Source organism: Parabacteroides sp. APC149_11_2_Y6, from assembly GCF_054506995.1.
The window spans coordinates 4,620,902-4,638,503 of the sequence record NZ_CP173709.1 but is presented as its reverse complement, the minus strand read 5'-3'; the positions used below and the strand labels follow the sequence as shown (position 1 = coordinate 4,638,503).

At 39.5% G+C, this 17,602-nt stretch carries 12 protein-coding genes; 9 read left to right on the top strand and 3 right to left on the bottom strand.

What is annotated here, in order from left to right:
* Window positions 1-53 precede the first annotated feature (53 nt).
* Together ACGE0T_RS19090 and ACGE0T_RS19085 are read left to right on the top strand one after the other, a co-directional pair.
* Complete coding sequence (locus tag ACGE0T_RS19090; protein WP_459188157.1) at window positions 54-2,867, top strand: sugar-binding domain-containing protein; 2,814 nt, start codon at window positions 54-56, stop codon at window positions 2,865-2,867.
* A 301-nt stretch (window positions 2,868-3,168) separates the two neighbouring features.
* Complete coding sequence (locus ACGE0T_RS19085; protein WP_459188156.1) at window positions 3,169-3,981, top strand: KilA-N domain-containing protein; 813 nt, start codon at window positions 3,169-3,171, stop codon at window positions 3,979-3,981.
* 212 nt (window positions 3,982-4,193) lie between these two features.
* Here ACGE0T_RS19085 and ACGE0T_RS19080 read toward each other — a convergent pair whose 3' ends face one another.
* Genes ACGE0T_RS19080 through ACGE0T_RS19070 form a run of 3 tightly spaced genes read right to left on the bottom strand, consistent with a single transcriptional unit; the run spans window position 4,194 to window position 8,599 of the window.
* A complete protein-coding gene (locus ACGE0T_RS19080; protein ID WP_459188155.1) occupies window positions 4,194-5,378 on the bottom strand; it encodes a C1 family peptidase in 1,185 nt (394 codons plus the stop codon).
* A 23-nt stretch (window positions 5,379-5,401) separates the two neighbouring features.
* A complete protein-coding gene (locus ACGE0T_RS19075; RefSeq protein WP_459188154.1) occupies window positions 5,402-7,009 on the bottom strand; it encodes a dipeptidase in 1,608 nt (535 codons plus the stop codon).
* Window positions 7,010-7,018: 9 nt separating this feature from the next.
* Window positions 7,019-8,599 carry a bifunctional metallophosphatase/5'-nucleotidase gene (locus ACGE0T_RS19070; protein WP_459188153.1) on the bottom strand — a complete coding sequence of 527 codons (1,581 nt, stop codon included), beginning with the start codon at window positions 8,597-8,599 and terminating at the stop codon, window positions 7,019-7,021.
* A gap of 620 nt (window positions 8,600-9,219) precedes the next feature.
* Here ACGE0T_RS19070 and ACGE0T_RS19065 point away from each other — a divergent pair.
* The 7 genes from ACGE0T_RS19065 (at window position 9,220) to ACGE0T_RS19035 (ending at window position 17,595) form a co-directional block, all read left to right on the top strand.
* The gene (locus ACGE0T_RS19065; RefSeq protein WP_459188152.1) at window positions 9,220-11,151 is read left to right on the top strand and encodes a RagB/SusD family nutrient uptake outer membrane protein; all 1,932 of its coding nucleotides are present in this window, start codon (window positions 9,220-9,222) and stop codon (window positions 11,149-11,151) included.
* Between the two features lie 10 nt (window positions 11,152-11,161).
* Window positions 11,162-11,719 (top strand): hypothetical protein, encoded by a 558-nt coding sequence (locus ACGE0T_RS19060; protein WP_459188151.1) that lies wholly within the window; start codon window positions 11,162-11,164, stop codon window positions 11,717-11,719.
* A 156-nt stretch (window positions 11,720-11,875) separates the two neighbouring features.
* The gene (locus ACGE0T_RS19055; RefSeq protein WP_459188150.1) at window positions 11,876-13,204 is read left to right on the top strand and encodes a hypothetical protein; all 1,329 of its coding nucleotides are present in this window, start codon (window positions 11,876-11,878) and stop codon (window positions 13,202-13,204) included.
* A gap of 181 nt (window positions 13,205-13,385) precedes the next feature.
* Window positions 13,386-14,351: a hypothetical protein gene (locus ACGE0T_RS19050; RefSeq protein ID WP_459188149.1), complete on the top strand. Its 966-nt coding sequence runs from the start codon at window positions 13,386-13,388 to the stop codon at window positions 14,349-14,351.
* Window positions 14,352-14,472: 121 nt separating this feature from the next.
* Complete coding sequence (locus ACGE0T_RS19045) at window positions 14,473-15,540, top strand: sensor histidine kinase (protein ID WP_459188148.1); 1,068 nt, start codon at window positions 14,473-14,475, stop codon at window positions 15,538-15,540.
* 20 nt (window positions 15,541-15,560) lie between these two features.
* Window positions 15,561-16,319, top strand: a complete 759-nt coding sequence (locus tag ACGE0T_RS19040; protein WP_459188147.1) for a LytR/AlgR family response regulator transcription factor — start codon at window positions 15,561-15,563, stop codon at window positions 16,317-16,319.
* 187 nt (window positions 16,320-16,506) lie between these two features.
* Window positions 16,507-17,595: an efflux RND transporter periplasmic adaptor subunit gene (locus tag ACGE0T_RS19035; RefSeq protein ID WP_459188146.1), complete on the top strand. Its 1,089-nt coding sequence runs from the start codon at window positions 16,507-16,509 to the stop codon at window positions 17,593-17,595.
* Window positions 17,596-17,602 lie beyond the last annotated feature (7 nt).

Below are 17,602 nucleotides of genomic sequence, written 5' to 3'. Positions count from 1 at the left end.
AGATTCTGTTTTCATAGGAAAGCGTTGTGATCTATAATTTAAAATATACAGTAATGAATAGAGTTATATTACTTGCATTTTTGTTGTTCAACCTGTCCGGCCTTTTCGCGCAGAATGAAAGTCTGTCGTTAAGTGGAACCTGGCAGTTTAAAGAAGATCCCGATGATAAAGGTGTCTCCGGGAAATGGTACAACAGTGATCTGAAAGATGAAGTAACGCTTCCCGGGTCAATGAATACGAATGGGAAGGGGGATCTTGTTACGGTTAATACTCCCTGGACCGGTTCGATGGGAAACCGTGCGTGGTATGAGAGTCCGGAATATGCAAAATACCGTGATCCTAAAGATACGAAAGTTGTGTTTTGGTTATCTCCTGATAAATATTATACCGGGGCAGCCTGGTATCAAAAGAAAGTCGTTATCCCGGCAGATTGGAAATCTAAAGAAATCCTGCTTTCTATGGAACGTTGTCATTGGGAGACTACTTTATGGGTAGATGGCAAGCTAATCGGCTCCGAAAATTCATTATCTACCCCGCACCGGTATATTCTTTCATCTTTAGCCCCCGGCGAACATACTTTTACTCTTCGGGTTGATAACCGGGTGAAAGAGATTAATCCCGGACCGGATGCGCATAGTGTATCCGATAATACCCAGAGTAACTGGAATGGAGTGGTTGGACGAATAGCCTTGGAAGCCAGGCCGAAAGCGTATATTTCTTCCGTGCGTATCGTGCCTGCTGTAAAGGAAAAGAAAATCCTGGCAGAAATACAGATTGAAAATGCGGATAAAAAAACGCTTAAAGGAACAGTAAACCTGCAAGCTAATCTTAGGTCGGACATTTCCCAAACTCTTCCGGCAGTTACGCAGAACTGTGAACTGAAGAAAGGAAAGAATACGATTCAAGTTTCGTATGAAATGGGAGATAACCCACGTTTGTGGGATGAGTTTGCTCCTTACTTGTATACGCTCAATGTCCAGTTGGATACAAAATCGGGCAAAGATGAAAAAGTTGAACAGTTCGGAATGCGTGAGCTGTCTACGAAAGGAACCCAAATTACCATAAATGGGCGTCCTGTATTTTTCCGTGGAACATTGGAATGTTGTATTTTTCCTGAAACCGGATTTCCTCCGACAGACGAAGCCGAATGGGAGCGTATCATGGAAACTTGCCGGGCACATGGGTTGAACCATTTGCGTTTCCACTCCTGGTGTCCGCCTGAAGCTGCTTTTAATGTCGCAGACAGGCTTGGCTTTTATCTGTATGTGGAATGTGGTGCTTGGGCGCAAATAGGCAGTGGTAAGCCGATCGACCGGTTTATCATGGATGAAAGCGAACGTATCGTACAGGAATATGCAAATCATCCTTCTTTCTGCCTCTTCTCTTATGGGAATGAACCGGGAGGAGAAGGCCATCAGAAATACCTGACGGACTTTGTCAATCATTGGAAAGCGAAAGACAGACGTTTCCTCTGTACAACAGCAGCCGGCTGGCCTGCTATTCCGGAAAATGACTGGCATTGTTATTATGCTAATCCAGCTCCGCGTCTTCAGGGTTGGGGAGAAGGTATCAACAGTATTATAAATAGCACAAAACCGGGCAGTGGGTATGATTGGACTTCCAGAATCTCTAAGACGCATCCGGTTATCAGCCATGAAATCGGCCAATGGTGCGTTTATCCTGACCTTAAAGAACGGAGTCAGTATACCGGTGTTCTGAAGGCAAAGAACTTCGACATCTTTGAAGACCGTTTGCGTGAAAGCGGTTTATTATCCCTGGCAGACAGTTTCTTGTTGGCTTCCGGTAAGTTACAGACCCTCTGTTATAAGGCTGATATAGAAGCCGCCTTGCGGACGAAAGGTTTCGGAGGATTCCAGTTGCTCGATTTGCATGATTTCCCCGGACAGGGAACAGCTCTTGTTGGTGTCCTTAATCCTTTCTGGCGTTCCAAGGGCTATGTAACGTCCCGGGAGTTTAGTGAATTTTGCAATGATATTGTACCTTTGGCACGGATGGAACGTTTTATATTGAATAGTGGTGAAACATTGGAAGCTGCTATTGAAATAGCTCAATATTCAGCGTTCAATCTTTCCAATGCCCGTACTTCCTGGAAACTTACGGCTCAGGATGGTACATTGTATCGTTCCGGCTCTTTCGAATCCCCTGTAATTCCAACCGGTACTTTGACAAAGGTCGGTGATATCCGCCAGAAAATGGAGGTAGAAATACCCACCTGTTTTACACTTGAAGTATCGCTTGATAATTATACCAATAAATGGCATATTTGGGTATATCCGGATAAAAAAGAAGAGCCGGCAGACGTAAAAGTGGTTTCCCGCTTGGATAAAGATGTGCTTGATTTGCTCGACAAGGGAGGAAAGGTTCTTTTAACACCGGAATTAGGGACGTTACGGAATGAAGGGAAGGATTCTGTTGTAGTTGGTTTCTCTTCTATTTTCTGGAATACATTGTGGACAAGCAATCAGCCCCCTCATACCCTTGGTATATTGTGTAATCCGAATCATCCGGCTTTGTCTTTGTTCCCTACGGCTTACCATAGCGATTACCAGTGGCAGGATGCCATGTCGCATTGTAATGCTATTCCATTGAAAAAATTGGGAATGAATGTACAACCTGTTGTACGTATTATTGATGACTGGTTTACAGCCCGCTCTTTCGGTATGATAGTAGAGATGAAAGTAGGCAACGGCAAACTCTTAATGTGTGGTGCAGATTTGCTCACAGATGCAGATAAACGTCCTGAAGCCCGTCAGCTTGTCAATAGTTTATTGCATTATATGAAAAGTGATGCCTTTAATCCTACTCAGGAGGTAAGTGCAGAAGCAATAAAGAGCTTGTTTAAATAGAAGTAGTAACAATGAGCATAATTACGCTCCCATGGAGTTAGTTAGCGCTGAAAGAAACGGAACAGAATCGGATTTACCCTAATTTTGTTCCGTTTTTATTCGTTATTTACCCTAATTCTGTTCCTGCAGGAATTTATTTTCTTATATGAATCCTTGGATAATAGAATAATATATGGAGTTTCGCAAAAGCATAGAAGATAAGTTAAAGACATGGAGTCTGTCTCTTCTTAATATGTAATCTGAATCCCTTATTGTCAGAATAGTAGAAATTTATATCTTTGTTGAAAATCAAAACTGGAGTATGGAAAAAATAACGGTAAAGAATACAGAAATAGTTTTTTATAAGAAAGATCAGGAGGATTATATCTCGCTGACCGATATTGCAAAAATTCGGGATATAGAGAATCCTTCACAAATAATCAGTTTGTGGCTAAGGACTTACAGCACGATTGAGTATATTGGTTTGTGGGAAATGTTGAATAACCCGAATTTTAAACCCCACATTTATGAGGGGTTTAAAAACGAGTCGGCAAAGCCTCATTTCTGGATGTCTCCCCAAAAATGGATTAGCGAAACAAATGCTGTCGGGATGACTTCGAAATCCGGACGTTATGGCGGCGGGACATATGCCCATTCAGATATTGCTTTCAAATTTGCAGCATGGATTTCAGCAGAGTTTGAACTGTATCTTGTTACAGAGTTCAAGCGACTGAAAAATGAGGAACAAAAATCGCTCGGTTGGTCGGCAAAGCGAGAACTGGCGAAGATTAATTACCATATTCATACAGATGCCATTAAGCACAATTTAATTCCTGCCGAACTTACTGCAAGACAAACTTCAATTATTTATGCCAACGAGGCGGATGTGTTGAATATGGCATTATTCGGAATGACAGCAAAGGAATGGCGAGAAGCTAATCCTAATCTCAAAGGTAATATCCGCGATTACGCAACGATAAACGAATTAATCAGCCTGTCAAATATGGAGAATATTAATGCAGTTTTTATTAATGAGGGGCTTCCGCAACGGGAAAGGTTGATAAAGCTGAACCAAATCGCTATACAACAGATGCATGTTTTGGCTGATGTGGAGAGCCGGAAAATGTTGAAGTAAATGATATCTCATTTTGTATGAGGAAATTAAAATTTAGAAAAAGGGCTTTGCTATGATAAATATACCGTATTGTTTGACAGGGATGTTATCTGATTATATCGAGTTATATATGTACAAGATAATAATAGAGATTGAGTCCCGGCAGTAAAAGAGAGGGAGCATGTTTAAAATCAAGTTGATTTATTGACTTTAGACATGCTACCTCTTATTTTTTATAGACCTAATTTAGCCTTGATAGCTTTCGGTATCGCATCTTTATGAACCATTATAAAAATAGTTTTGGCGCGGACATAACTTTCGGACATGTTCAGGTAGCCGCCGAATTTATTGCGGTCTGTACCCCATGAGTTTTTGGTGATATAATATTTTGTACCGTTTTGGTCTTTCGTGATGCCGGTGAGATGCATCAGGTGATCGTCGGTAGTAACGAAGGCTTCGAAACCAGTCTGGCGAACTTCCGGGGTTACATTAATTTCAGGATACGGTTGTTCGAATTTGAAGACTTCTTCCAAACGGCTTTTTTCATCCAGTTTTTCAAAACGGGCACGGTCGGTATTTGATAAATCTTCTACTTTCTTTACCTCCGGATTGATGGCAACGCCGTTCTTGAAAGAAAAACCTTTTTCGCTTACATCACCGTCCCAGCATACGGAATAGCCGTTATTCAGGGCGTAATCCACCGTTTCCATCATTTCATCCAACGGAAGGTTATACATTAGGGAGTGTTCCCAGTTGTCAGGCACTTCCACATCGAATTTCTGATAATACGGGTGGTGGGTGAAGCTGGTTAATTCGATATAATCATCCATATTCAATCCCAAGGAAGCCGCAAAACTTTTCGGTGTATATTCTTTCCCTTTATAAGTGAACTTTTCCGGTAATTTACCCAAATACGTATCGAATAAGTTATCGATTAATTTATAATATTCCGGGCTGCGATGTCTTGCTTTAACTGCGACATCGGCAATAGCATGTATGTATCTAACCAATTCGCTGTGGTTGTGCTTGTCGGAATTATAATTAATGCCGGTATATACTTCTTCAGGAACGATACCCACCTGGCGGTATGCGTTCATGAAGGTATGGGAAAGACTGCCCTGCCCGATATTACCATCTCCTCCACGGAGGTAGTTATCCTGCAACTGGTTCATGTATTTCTGACGTACGATAAACATTTCGGAAAGGTCGTAAGTCCCTTTTCCCATACGCAGCAGTTCGGATTCCATGAAAGAGGTGGTGGCGAAACACCAGCATGTGCCGGTCGAAGCCTGGTTTTTTACCGGAGTTGCAGGAACGCTTACAACTTCTGTGAACTGATACCCTTGTGCGAATGCGCCGGATACGGAGCAAGCCAGTGCACAAGAAAGAATGAATGATTTAGAGATAAGTGATTTCATTTGTATTGGCTTTAATGATTGGTTTAAAATCCTCTTGCAAACATTTTCCAGAATTCGTCAGCCATATCCTGCCAGCGATACATGGCGGCAGCGGCAAAGTCAGTCGTATAACCGGTCAGGTAAGCGCGTGCAGCTTCTTCCCCTTTCTGGCTTTGTAAGTCTTTGTAGCGGCTTTCGATAAACGGAAGTTCAGAGAACCCTTTGTCTTCGAAATGAAGGATAGAGTTGTTTATTTTGTCTTTGGTAAGTCCCCAGCGTACGGTGGCCAGTTTATTAGCGCGGCGGAAAGCCCAGACAGCTGCATCCTCCCGGTGGCGGAGTTGACCGCAGATACCGAAACTTGTGGGTAGGGATGTTGTACCAGAGAAGATGGGAATACGCGGGCTTTCTCCCGGATTATCGAATGAAATCCAAGCAATACCGCCTACGGCATCCGGCAACCAGCTTCTTAACTGGATAACATGCGAATAAGCGCATTGCGGAACGGCAACCAGCCGATTACGTGCTACGGTTCCTTCTTTTACACTGTTCAGCATATTCATCATATCCGAACCCATCCAGGGATTGGCGGCCGGGCTGGTAATTGTTTCTTCTTCTTTATTTTTATTCTTGATAGTAACTTTCAGGTTCTTAATCGTACTCCATTCTGTTCCGTCGTACGTCTGGCGCAACAAAGCCATTACATCGGCAGCAGCAACCGGTTTGTCCGGTTTTACACTGATAGGCAATTCTTCTGCATCATAAGACAGTTTCAGGGAAGGAGCAAGGCTGTTCAGGATAAAATATTCACGTAGGCTGAATGCCTTATTTTCACCGAAATAATTGCCGCCACTATATGCTTTCCAGAATTTAAACGGTTCTTTACCGTCCCAGAATCCCATTTTCTTAGCTACGGAAAACACATTTTCGGAAGCCATATAATTATCTTTATCTTTTAGATCCAGCGTAGAGATACGTGAAATATTGGCCGAAACTCCTACATGGTCGTCCGGAATACGAACAGCAGCCCATACACCACCGATTTTATCCGGTCCTTCACCGAATACTTCGAAATGCCATACTTCATTCGGGTCGGCAATCGTAAGACATTCGCCGGAGTCGCCATAACCGTATTTTGCTACCAGGCTTCCGATGAGTTGAATTGCTTCGCGAGCGGTAGAACAACGTTGTAGGGCTATCTTTTCAAGTTCTTCAATCATGAACATACCTTTCTTGTTTACCATTTCACGACGTCCGGAAATCGTTGTTTCGCCAATACCCAACTGTTTTTCATTCAGGCAGGGATAAGCGGTATTAAGGAACTGGTAAGTAGAACGGGCTTCAGGAATAGTACCAGTCTGTTCCATCCGGGTACGGTCGGAAGGGTATTCGGTATGCATACGGCCTTTAAAAATAGCAACTGTCGTGTCCCGCTCGTATTGGGCGGCGGGGACAATTTCCATCCAGGTACGGTAGTTACCGTCACAGGTGTGGCTGGTCATAACGGAACCGTCTGCCGAAGCTTTCTTACCAACGATGATACTGGTACAGCTTTCCGGATTGTTGACTGGTTCGGAGTATTCGATTTCTTGTGCCGCAAGATTACAGCAGTAAGCGGCAAAGATGATTGTAAGGATAAAAAGTTTGTTCATGTTTCTCTTCTATTTGATGGTTTGTATTCTGTTATCTGTTCCGGTATTGGAAGTCGTAAGCGGGCTGATACTTTTTATATAGTCAGCAACTACCGCTTCCAGAGCTTCTCCTTCTTTCAGTGTTTGTGCCTCTTTAAGCATTGTAAAACCATCACCGCCATCTGCTGTGAAGTTATTGACGGCGAGTGTATAGCGTATTGTTTCGTCATCCATATCAATTGATCGGTTTCCTATACGGATTTGGGTAACTTTACTGTCTTCAGGATTAGAGGGATTGTATGTGAAAGAGAACCCGGATATTTGTTCGAATCCTCCGGAAGGTTCCGGTGCTGTACGGACGCTTTGTTCCAGAATCTTTTTAAGTAATTTTCCGTTTATCTCTTTTATCACCAGATAATTTTCATGCGGGCACATTGCATTGATATTTGCCCGGGTAATATTTCCGATGGAAAGGCTACTTTTGATGTTTCCACTGTTGAAAATGGCCAAATCCGTTTTTGCCTGTTTGCGTAATGCATCTGCCAGTAAGTTACCGATAGGCTGTTCGGAGTTACGTATACCCGGAGTTTCTTCAGTTCCTCTGGTTGCTTGTAATAAAACCTGTGAATAACCTATGACCTCCCCGAATATCCGGTTGACTGTTGCCATATAATTTTCTAACAGACGGCTTGTCTTTTTATCACGTTTTCCACTCCGGTGTGCCTGTTCTGCTGTAATCAGCGAGCTTGTCGCACGGTTCATTTTATGGGCTTGTCTGTCATATTCGATTGTTATCAGGCCGATATTTGCTTCGTAGCAGCCGGAACTTGTAATCAATACGTTTCCGACCTGTTCCGTTGCCGAGATATGGTCGTGTCCATCGATGATGATTTGAATATCATTGCCTAATTCTTTAGCTAACTGTTGTGTCTCTTTTCTTCCTACATGAGCCAGGCAGATAATGATGCGTGCTCCTTGCCGGCGTAAATCTTTAATTGCTTTTCCAGCAGGTTCCGTATAGGATTTAAAATCTAATCCGTCAACATTTTTCTCTCCGGTACTGCTGGGAGTAGCAGTCGTGGTAAGCCCGAAGAAACCGACGGGGATTCCGTTTATCTGCTTTATAACTGTGGCTGGAAATAGCAAGCTATCATTTGCCTGCCATGAGATATTTGCTGCAAGGATATTGAATTTGGCTTTGGATGCCAGTTTTGCCAGTTGGGGCAAGCCATAATTGAAATCATGGTTTCCGGGGACCATAATATCGTAATTCGCTTTATTCATTAACTCGACAATGCTTTCCCCTTTGAAGTGGTTGGCAACAGGCAGCCCGTGAAAAGTATCTCCGATATCGACAAGCAAAGCTCCGGGCATGTTTTTCTTTATTGCTGCGATATAATCCATTCCGGCAATAGCTGTGTTTTTATCATCTGTAAAAACTCTTCCATGGGAATCGTTTGTATAGAGTATGTGGATAATCGTATTGCCGTTATCAGTCAGCCCTTTATCAGATTTGCATCCAGTAAAGAAGAAAAGAAGTCCCAGGAAAATGAGTATATATACGCTACTCAAATTCTTGATAGATTTGGGAGTAATCGAACAGTTAGACACCAGGATATTGTTTTGCTTGTTTATTTAGTGGCTAAATATACAAACTGTTTTTGATATTTTATCATATATTTATCCGAAGTCTGTTAAAAATAAAGGCTTAGCTACCTTTACTAACAATAAAACCTGCAGATAAACTTTCAGAATGACAGTTTTCTGGTTTTATTCCCACCTGTTATTCTTCTTGTGGTTTTCCGGGTATTAGTGAATTTGCTTTACGTAAATAAAATCAATGGATACAAATGGTTCAAATTTTCAGGAAAGGAAAATATTTTTTCGCTATGAAGAAAAGAAAATTAGGTCCCGTACTTTTTTCGAATAGAAGCTTTGGAAATTTGTTTTTGAGGTGGTCGAGAATATTTTTGAGGACGTCATTAATATTCTCGAGGGCGTCATTAATATTTTTGGCCACCTCGAAAACAGATTTTGTAAGGAATACAAAAAAAAGAGATTGGGTATCTATTTGAGAAAATAGGCAGTCATGATGTTTCAAAGATAAGCATGAATTTTGTTTTTGTTTCATCAAGCAGTAAAGAATTTTAAACTACTTTTGTGTTTCTGAGGATGAAACAGAATATATCTGGTTAAAGAGAACAAATAATACGACTTAAATAATCGAGAGAATGAAAAAAACAATTTGGAACACATTCATTGTGTTGCTAACAATCTCTTTACTATGGGGGTGCTCGAAAGAAGAAGAAAAAGGGGGTGGAACCAAATTAGAAAAGAGCCATGTGAACGGCTCTATTGAGAAGGGTCCGTTTCTTACCGATTCTAAAGTAACGCTTTATGAACTGGATGAAAATCTGGAACAAACAGGAAAGAATTTTAAAACAGAGACTATCAATGATAAAGGTAATTTCTCATTTCCTAAAATGAGTTTATCCAGCCAGTATGTCGAACTGGAAATCAGCGGCTATTTTTATAATGAGATAGAGGGCGATAAATCCGACTCACAGATTACATTGAATGCAATTACGGATTTATCAAGTAAGGAAAAAGTTAATGTAAATATCCTGACTCATCTGGAGTATAAACGGGTGAAGGCTTTGGTAGCTGAAGGAAAAAGTTTTTCTGAAGCAAAGAAACAGGCTGAGAAGGAACTGTTGAAAGTATTTTATATTGCTAAGGAAATAGAAAGTCCTGAGAATATCAGTTTGACGGATGGTAATGAGAATGCAGCAGTTCTTCTTGCGATATCTTCTATCGTGTTGTATGATAAGAAAGAAGCCGAATTTTCAGAATTTGCCTCTAAACTGAGTAATGATTTTGCTGCCGGAGGCACTATAACCGATGTCGCTTTGCTGGATAATATCCGTGAAGCGGGAAAGAATGTGGATGCAGTGGATGTAATGGAAAACGTGCAGAAATATTATAAAGAGCAGGGTTCGGAAATTACAGTTAGCAATATTCGTAAATTTATCGATGGCAATGGAGACGGAGTGCTGGACGAAAAAGATGAAACGATAGAAAATGGCGGACTGGAAGAGAAGCCGAGTGATCAGGTAACTTCGGAAGAAGTTTTTCAGCATGAAACAGATTTTGCAAATATGTTAGCTGGCGGTTACTTCTCTGCTTTTGATTATTCTCAACGTATGATAGTCATGGATGCTGTCCGTTGTGGGGAAATTAATAATACCGGATTGAATTTCAAACCGGATGATTATCAATTTAGTGAGGCTTGGTTTGCCTCTTACAAAGCAATCCGCATGTTTAATGTGATTATAGAACAAGAGACAAAAACAAACTTCTCTTTTGATGTGAAACCATATGTAGCAGCAGCCAAAACACTTCGTGCTTTTGTTTATCTGGATATGGTTCAACATTGGGGAGGTGTTCCGTTTGTAACAAAAACAATGCTTGACAATAATAATCTATTGGTGCCAAGAACTCCTGAAGAAACTATTTTTGGACAACTGCTGTCGGGCCTGGATTCTTCAATCAGCGATTTAAAAGAGGATGTTGATTTAAGCCAGTTGTTTCCAGTTAAAGATTTTGCCAATGCACTTATAGGGACTATCGCTCTTGAAAAAAAGGAATATAGTAAAGCGGTTGCCAGCTTCCAAGAAATAATGGACACAGGCAATAAATATGTACTTTGCGGAAAGGATGCTTCCATCTACCGGGATGGGACAAATCCTGAAATCATTTTCTGTTTTCAAAGAGAGGAAAGGACAGATGCTCCTTTCTTTAATCAAATAAATCCGGATGGGATATTGCACCCAATCTATAGATATACAGGTCTCCTGCTAAATTATGCAGAAGCATTATATCGTATAGGTCAGAAAGCGGAAGCCATAGAGGTCATCAATAAGGTTAAACAATCTATTGATATGCAGGCATTTCCGGAAACAGCAGATAATATTCCGGGGGAAATTGCTTCATTATGGAAAGATATCATAGGAATGGATTATGGCTATTTTACATTGCTGAAACGGTTGGGTTTAGCAGTCTCTGAGTTGAAGATTCAGGAATATGAACAACTTTATCCGATTCCGCAAAGAGAAATAGACTTGAATCCTAAATTAGTGCAGAACCCGGGATATAAAAAATAGGTATATATTTGTGGCTAATGAAAATGAACCTTTACAGGAAGACATTAACCATTATAGAAAGATGAAGAAAATAAAGATTATATTGGTTTGTATTCCGATTGTGTGTATGATTATTTATGGGTGGTGCTATTTTGTACCTGTGAAATTTTACTTGATGCCAATAGATGCTTGGAAGCGTAAAATATGGATGGGGCCCAGTTCTACGCAAAAAGAGGAAAATTATGTAGTCTATAATTATTTATACAAAAGTGAGAAGACACTTATAGATAGTATCATCGCTTTCAACGATCGGACCATCCGATTAGATTCAATAAAAAAATATCCTGATGGTTATTGTCGGAGTTTTTTTAGAAGAAGCATGGTTCTTACTAAAGACTATCAGGAAGAAACTGATGGCTCGGATATTATATACGATCATTTTGATAGGCGCATTCTGTTATTTGAATGGCAAATAGTAAATGATACGGTTTGTGTTGATATTTTTGATAAACATTATAAGGTCCCTCTTACTGATATTGATACTGATGCAATATCAATATCCGGACTATCTCAAAGAAATGATAAATAATATATTGGGCGATTGTAGAGTTTGACTCCATTTTTTGTGTTTCAATAGGTGGATTCTACTATTACAGTAGTTAATGTGAAGCCAGTATCTGACCGGAAGAATTATTCCATTGGGGATAAATCTTTTGAGGTATATAAGAATTAAAAAATAATGATAATGAAAAGACAAACTCTTATTAAACTATTATTCGTAGTATTTATTACTACGGGCTGTGGAAATACAACAAACACAAAAACAGATGTTAACTCTTCAAATGAAGAAATACAACAAGTTGGAGTAGCAGGTGGTGGTACGCTAAAACTTACGAGAATGAAGTTGACAGATAAAGAATGGGAGGAGGTAAAGTCTAGTTATGATAAATTGGCAAATGCACAGGATGAAATAATGGATGGTGATGATTACGAAGGTAGCCTCTATGTAAACTTATCTGGAGTAGCAACCTCTAATGATGTTTCTTTGGGAGGCATGATACTCTATTATAAACTGAAACAGCAAGACTATCGGTTTTTACCGGACGATGAATATGCAGAACGTATTAAATATGTTTTTGGAGTCGATTTTAATCATCTTAATGCTTTGAATAAGAATAAATTAAAAAGTTATAAAGACTATGTCGTTGCCTTAAATCCGATGCTGAATATAGAAAGTGAAGAGGATATACTGAGCAAAGAGTTCTATCCATATAGAGATCATCAGTATCTTTTAAAAAAGTTCAATATCTGTACCGTACAAATGCCATCTGTTCTATCCATAGAAATGGATAAAAATACGAATAAAGATAACGTAAGTGTTTATGAAAGTTTTTTTGATTATCATTGGAATAATTATGTGTTAAATGACGATAAGTCTAGTTTGGCTTGGCTATTAAGTAATGGAAAAGAAAAGGAATTGAAAGATTTATTGGTTTATTTTGGATATGATAAGGATGATAAAATAAATGAACTGGTACTAAATGATGACAATCTGCCTGTTCTTGATAAATTTATGGGGCGTGATGTTTATGGGGAACTGAAAATTTATGAAGGAATATTACGTTTTGTAGAGCGGTTCTCAAAAGAAAACCGTAGTGACTATTTTGTAAAAGCAAGTACATTTGTGGAACAAATTGCATATGTTCTTGAACGTGAAGAAGAAAAGCAAGAAATGTATCCTCAGATGGAAAGTATGACACTTGAAGAACGCCATAAAATGGTTGCTTATGTAATCAATACGCTTCAACCTCTGTATGAAAAATATAATGGACAGGATGGTTATGGTCATTTGGATAAATATGGCATTGGGATTGTAGATTGTTTTTGGAGTGCTTTCTTTAACGATCATGAATTGCTGAAAGACATTGAAGCAAATGATTGTTATAACTTACCGAATCTAACAGTACTGATCCGGAAAATGAAACAGGATGAACGTCTTGTTAATAAACAAACAGGTATTTTGGAGCCGTGGAATTGGTCTCCAGAGAACAGTCTTCCCGATATTAATGATTAAGAAGAGAGGTGTAATTTAAATAACCATAGAAAGAGTTCGCATATTTAGGGAAGAAGATCAAACTAAAACCTAAAAACATATATCCGTTCTATTTGTTTTTAAAATATATTTGTAATCCTGAGAATAAAGGAAAGAGGAAATTAAACCTCTGGTGTGATACGAAAACAAAAATAAGTATAAGATGAAAAAAGGACTGATTTATTACGTCTGTATATTTGTAATGGGATTGTCCGTATTGACCGCATGCAATAAGGATGAGGCATATACTTATCCAATTACCTACAAAGCCAATAATTTTGCTGTTACCGTAAGCGGTGTACCCCTTATCGGCAATGAAGCGGTTCTTACTGAAAATACCCTGACGTTGAAAAATGTAATTCCCGGGGAACCGGAAGCTGTTGTTACAGTCTCCCGCAACGGAGATAAATTGATGGGAACCGATGTGAACACATACCGTAAACTAACCTTGGATGGAACAATATCGGGAGATAAGCTGACCTTGGATGTGGCTATGCAGATAACCGTTCCTTTGGTCGGTAAATGGGGTATAAATTCGATGCTGTTCACTTTGGATACGGATAAAGAATATGTGGTATTCGGTTATCCGGAAGCAAAACAGATACCTCCGGCCTTGTTTGCCGGATTGGTTAAAACTACAGTAGGAGGAATGCTTCCGTTGATTGTGCAGAATATGACTTTGGAGGAAGACGGGAATGTGCTTGTATCTTATAGCCCCACAATGTCCGGGGCTCCTTTTGTTACTTCTTCGAAAGTAATGGCTGTATACAATATGTCCGGGAATAAAATCTATATAGCTCCGAATGTCGAGGCTATCGGAACCCTTATCATTAATTCCCTTTTGCAAACAAAGAGTACCGGCGGTTCTGTGGATGATATATTAGCGATGCTTATGAGTGCATTTCCTTTGATTATCGACTTACAAAGCGGACTGCCTAAAGTATATGTAAATAAGGAGATGATGCTTCCGTATACGGAACTTCTATCAAAAGTAGTAGTGCTCTTACCTGAGAAATATGCCCGGATAGGAACAATGATTTCCCAGTTTGCAACGATTGTGAAAGAAAGCAATGCTGTTGAATTAGGATTTGTTCTCCAACCCTGGCAAGCGGGTACGAGTGCGGATTAGTCGTTGTTTTTGTTGTTTGAGCAGTAGATTCTCCCATTTCGGTATATTTACAAATAAACGTATCGGGTATTAATCCTAATTTTACCAGAGGCAGAAGAGTATAGCGTAGTAATGTGTCGATATGGAGATAAAAAATAAACTGGATAAAATAAGATATAGGTTAATATTGCCTCCGGTAATATGTTTTATCTTGTATGTCCTGACATTCCTTACAAACAGGTCGGAACTTGATGCTTATACACCGGAATATCTACATTCCGTATCTTTTTTGTTTGAGGTTTTATCATCGTTACTGTTTTCTTTTTTGTTTTCCGAACTCTCTCTGGGTTACAGCCGGTTTATATTCAGGAACTTTACCAATATCAATAAGCCTTATCGTAGCTTGCTGATACATAATGTTTTGTTGTTTATCCTGAATAATATAACCGTATTTTTGTTCGCCTATCTGATAAGTATATTATTGGATGCGGAACCCAATCTTGTGTTTAAGTTTCAACGGTTATATCTGTTTGGCATCATTTCTACTTTTGTGACAAGCGTTTATGCGAGTGTCTTTTATATAGAGCATCTTGTTTATCTGGAAAAGAAGCGGGAAGAGTTGGAGTGGAAAGTACTGAAAGAGAAAGAACGCGCAGCGCATGCCCAACTTGTTTCCTTGAAATTACAGATAGACCCACATTTTATGTTTAATAATTTCAGCATTCTTTCGGAATTGATTGAAGAAGATAAAAAAATAGCGGTGTCCTTTCTGGAAAATTTGTCTAAAGTGTATCGCTATATTATCCAGAATCTGGACCGAACTTTGATAAGTGTAGTTGAGGAGTTGCATTTTTTGGATGCTTACATATATCTTTTAAAAATAAGGTATGAAAATATGGTAAGGGTGACGATAGACGATGAGTTAAGGATCTGTAATGGGAATCTGCCTCCTGCCGTTTTACAGTTGCTGGTAGAGAATGCCATCAAACATAATGTGGCTTCTCCGGCAAATCCGCTTGTCATTTCTATCAGGAAAGAACATCATTTGATTGTAGTGGAAAACAGGTTGAATAAGATGAGCACGAAAATGCACTCCACTCATCTCGGACATAAGAATATTATGGAACGTTATTCTATTTTATCCGATATGGAACCGGTTATAGAGGAAACAGAAAAATATTACAGGGTGAGTTTGCCCATTTTACACTGAACTTTTAACTTGGACTAATTATGAATATACTGATTATTGAAGACGAACAACGTAATGCAAACCGCCTCATGCGGATACTTGGAGAATTGAGCCCGGAATATAAAATAGTCGGACATACGACAAGTGTAGTGGACAGTATAGAATATTTCAGGGAAAATACGGATGTCAATTTGATATTGGCAGATGTAAGATTGTCGGACGGACTTAGCTTTGAAGTATTTAAGGAGGTTAATGTTTCTGTTCCGGTTATATTTACCACAGCTTACGATGAATATGCCATTCAGGCTTTTAAATACAATAGTTTTGATTATTTGTTAAAGCCGGTAGTAAAGGAAGAATTGGAAAATGCACTTAAACGGGTAAAAGAATTTGCAGGGAATAATACTTCTGATAATGATTTATCCCGTTTGATACAGTATATGGAACGTACGCAGTTCAAATACCGTTGCCGTTTTCTGTTGCCTTATAGGGATGGTTATAAAATTATCAAGGTGGATGAAATCTTTTATATTTATTCCGAACTGAAAATTACGAAGCTGGTATTAAAAGATGGAACTACCGAGGCTGTGCCTTATACCTTGGAGGAATTGGAAAAACAACTCGATCCGGAATTATTTTTCAGGGCAAACCGCCAGTTCATAATTCATATCGACAGTGTGGATAGAGTTGGTAATTATTTTAATTCAAAGTTAAAATTGCATATAAAGCAGCATCCGGATCTTGAAGTCCTGGTGAGTCGTGAAAAGGCTCCGTTATTCAAGGCATGGATGGATAAATGACGTATCCTTGAAATCCGGAAAAGACTTTGGAAGACACCTTATACCTTTCAGAGTCTTTTTTTTACGCTTCGGATAGAATACAACTATTAACCCGTAATATCTGTTATACTTTTACCACGATAATTGACCCGATTGAAATATGAAGAAATTTTAGTAATAACCCGTATCAAACGAAAACAGTAAGAATATGTTGCAAAAAGTATTACCGGGCATTGCTCTATTTTGTATGATAAGTTGTAGCAGTAATAAAAATCAAACGGAAGAAGCAAGGCAAGAACTACCGGTACATGGCATTCAGGAAAGAGAAGTAGTAGTGTATAAAAATTTTCCAGTTACGATTGAGGGACAAAATGATATCGAAGTGCGTTCGATGGTAACAGGTTATCTGGATAAGATTTATGTGGATGAAGGAGAACAAGTCTCTAAAAATACGCCTCTTTTCAAGATAGACGACCGTATTTACAAACAACGTTATAATCAGGCTGAAGCCTTAAGTAAGGTTGCCGCTGCAAAATTGCAGAAAGCTGAAATCGAGTTTACGAATGCGCAGGAACTCTTTCGGAACAATGTGATTTCAGAAACGCAGAAAACAACGATTGAAGCGGATTATGCACTTTCAAAAGCGGAATATGAACAGGCGGTTTCTGCTTTGGATGAAGCAAAAACCGAATTGGAATATACTGTTATCACAGCGGTGTCAGACGGTGTGGTCGGAAAAATTGAATACAGGATTGGCGGACGTATCACTCCGGAAAGCGCAGTGCCTCTCACACAGTTGTCGGATATCCGGAACGTCTATACATTCTTTTTCTTATCGGAAAGAGAATATATGGATTTTATGGAGAATGGCTTGCTGGAAATAGGAACTCCTGTTGCGTTGAAAACATCCAATAACCGTCCGTACCCTCATAAAGGTAAAATCAATGCTGTAAATGGCCTGTTCGAGAAGAGGCAGGGTAACCTCAGGATACGTGCAGTTTTTCCCAATGAAGACCAGATACTTCGTTCTGGGACTACCGGTATGGTGGAAATCCCGGTTCTTAAAGGAACACGCCTGACTGTCCCTAAGAAAGCAATCTTCAAACGACAAAATAAATATGTAGTTTATAAAGTGGATTCCTCGGATGTATTGAAAGCAACCGTAATAGATGTAATGGATTATGATGCGGATAACTATATTGTCACTGACGGACTGAATATAGGCGACAGGGTTTTGGTGTCCGGTCTGGACCGGGTTACTGAGGACGAGGTGATTAAACCGATTATGGAAAAATAATAAAGGA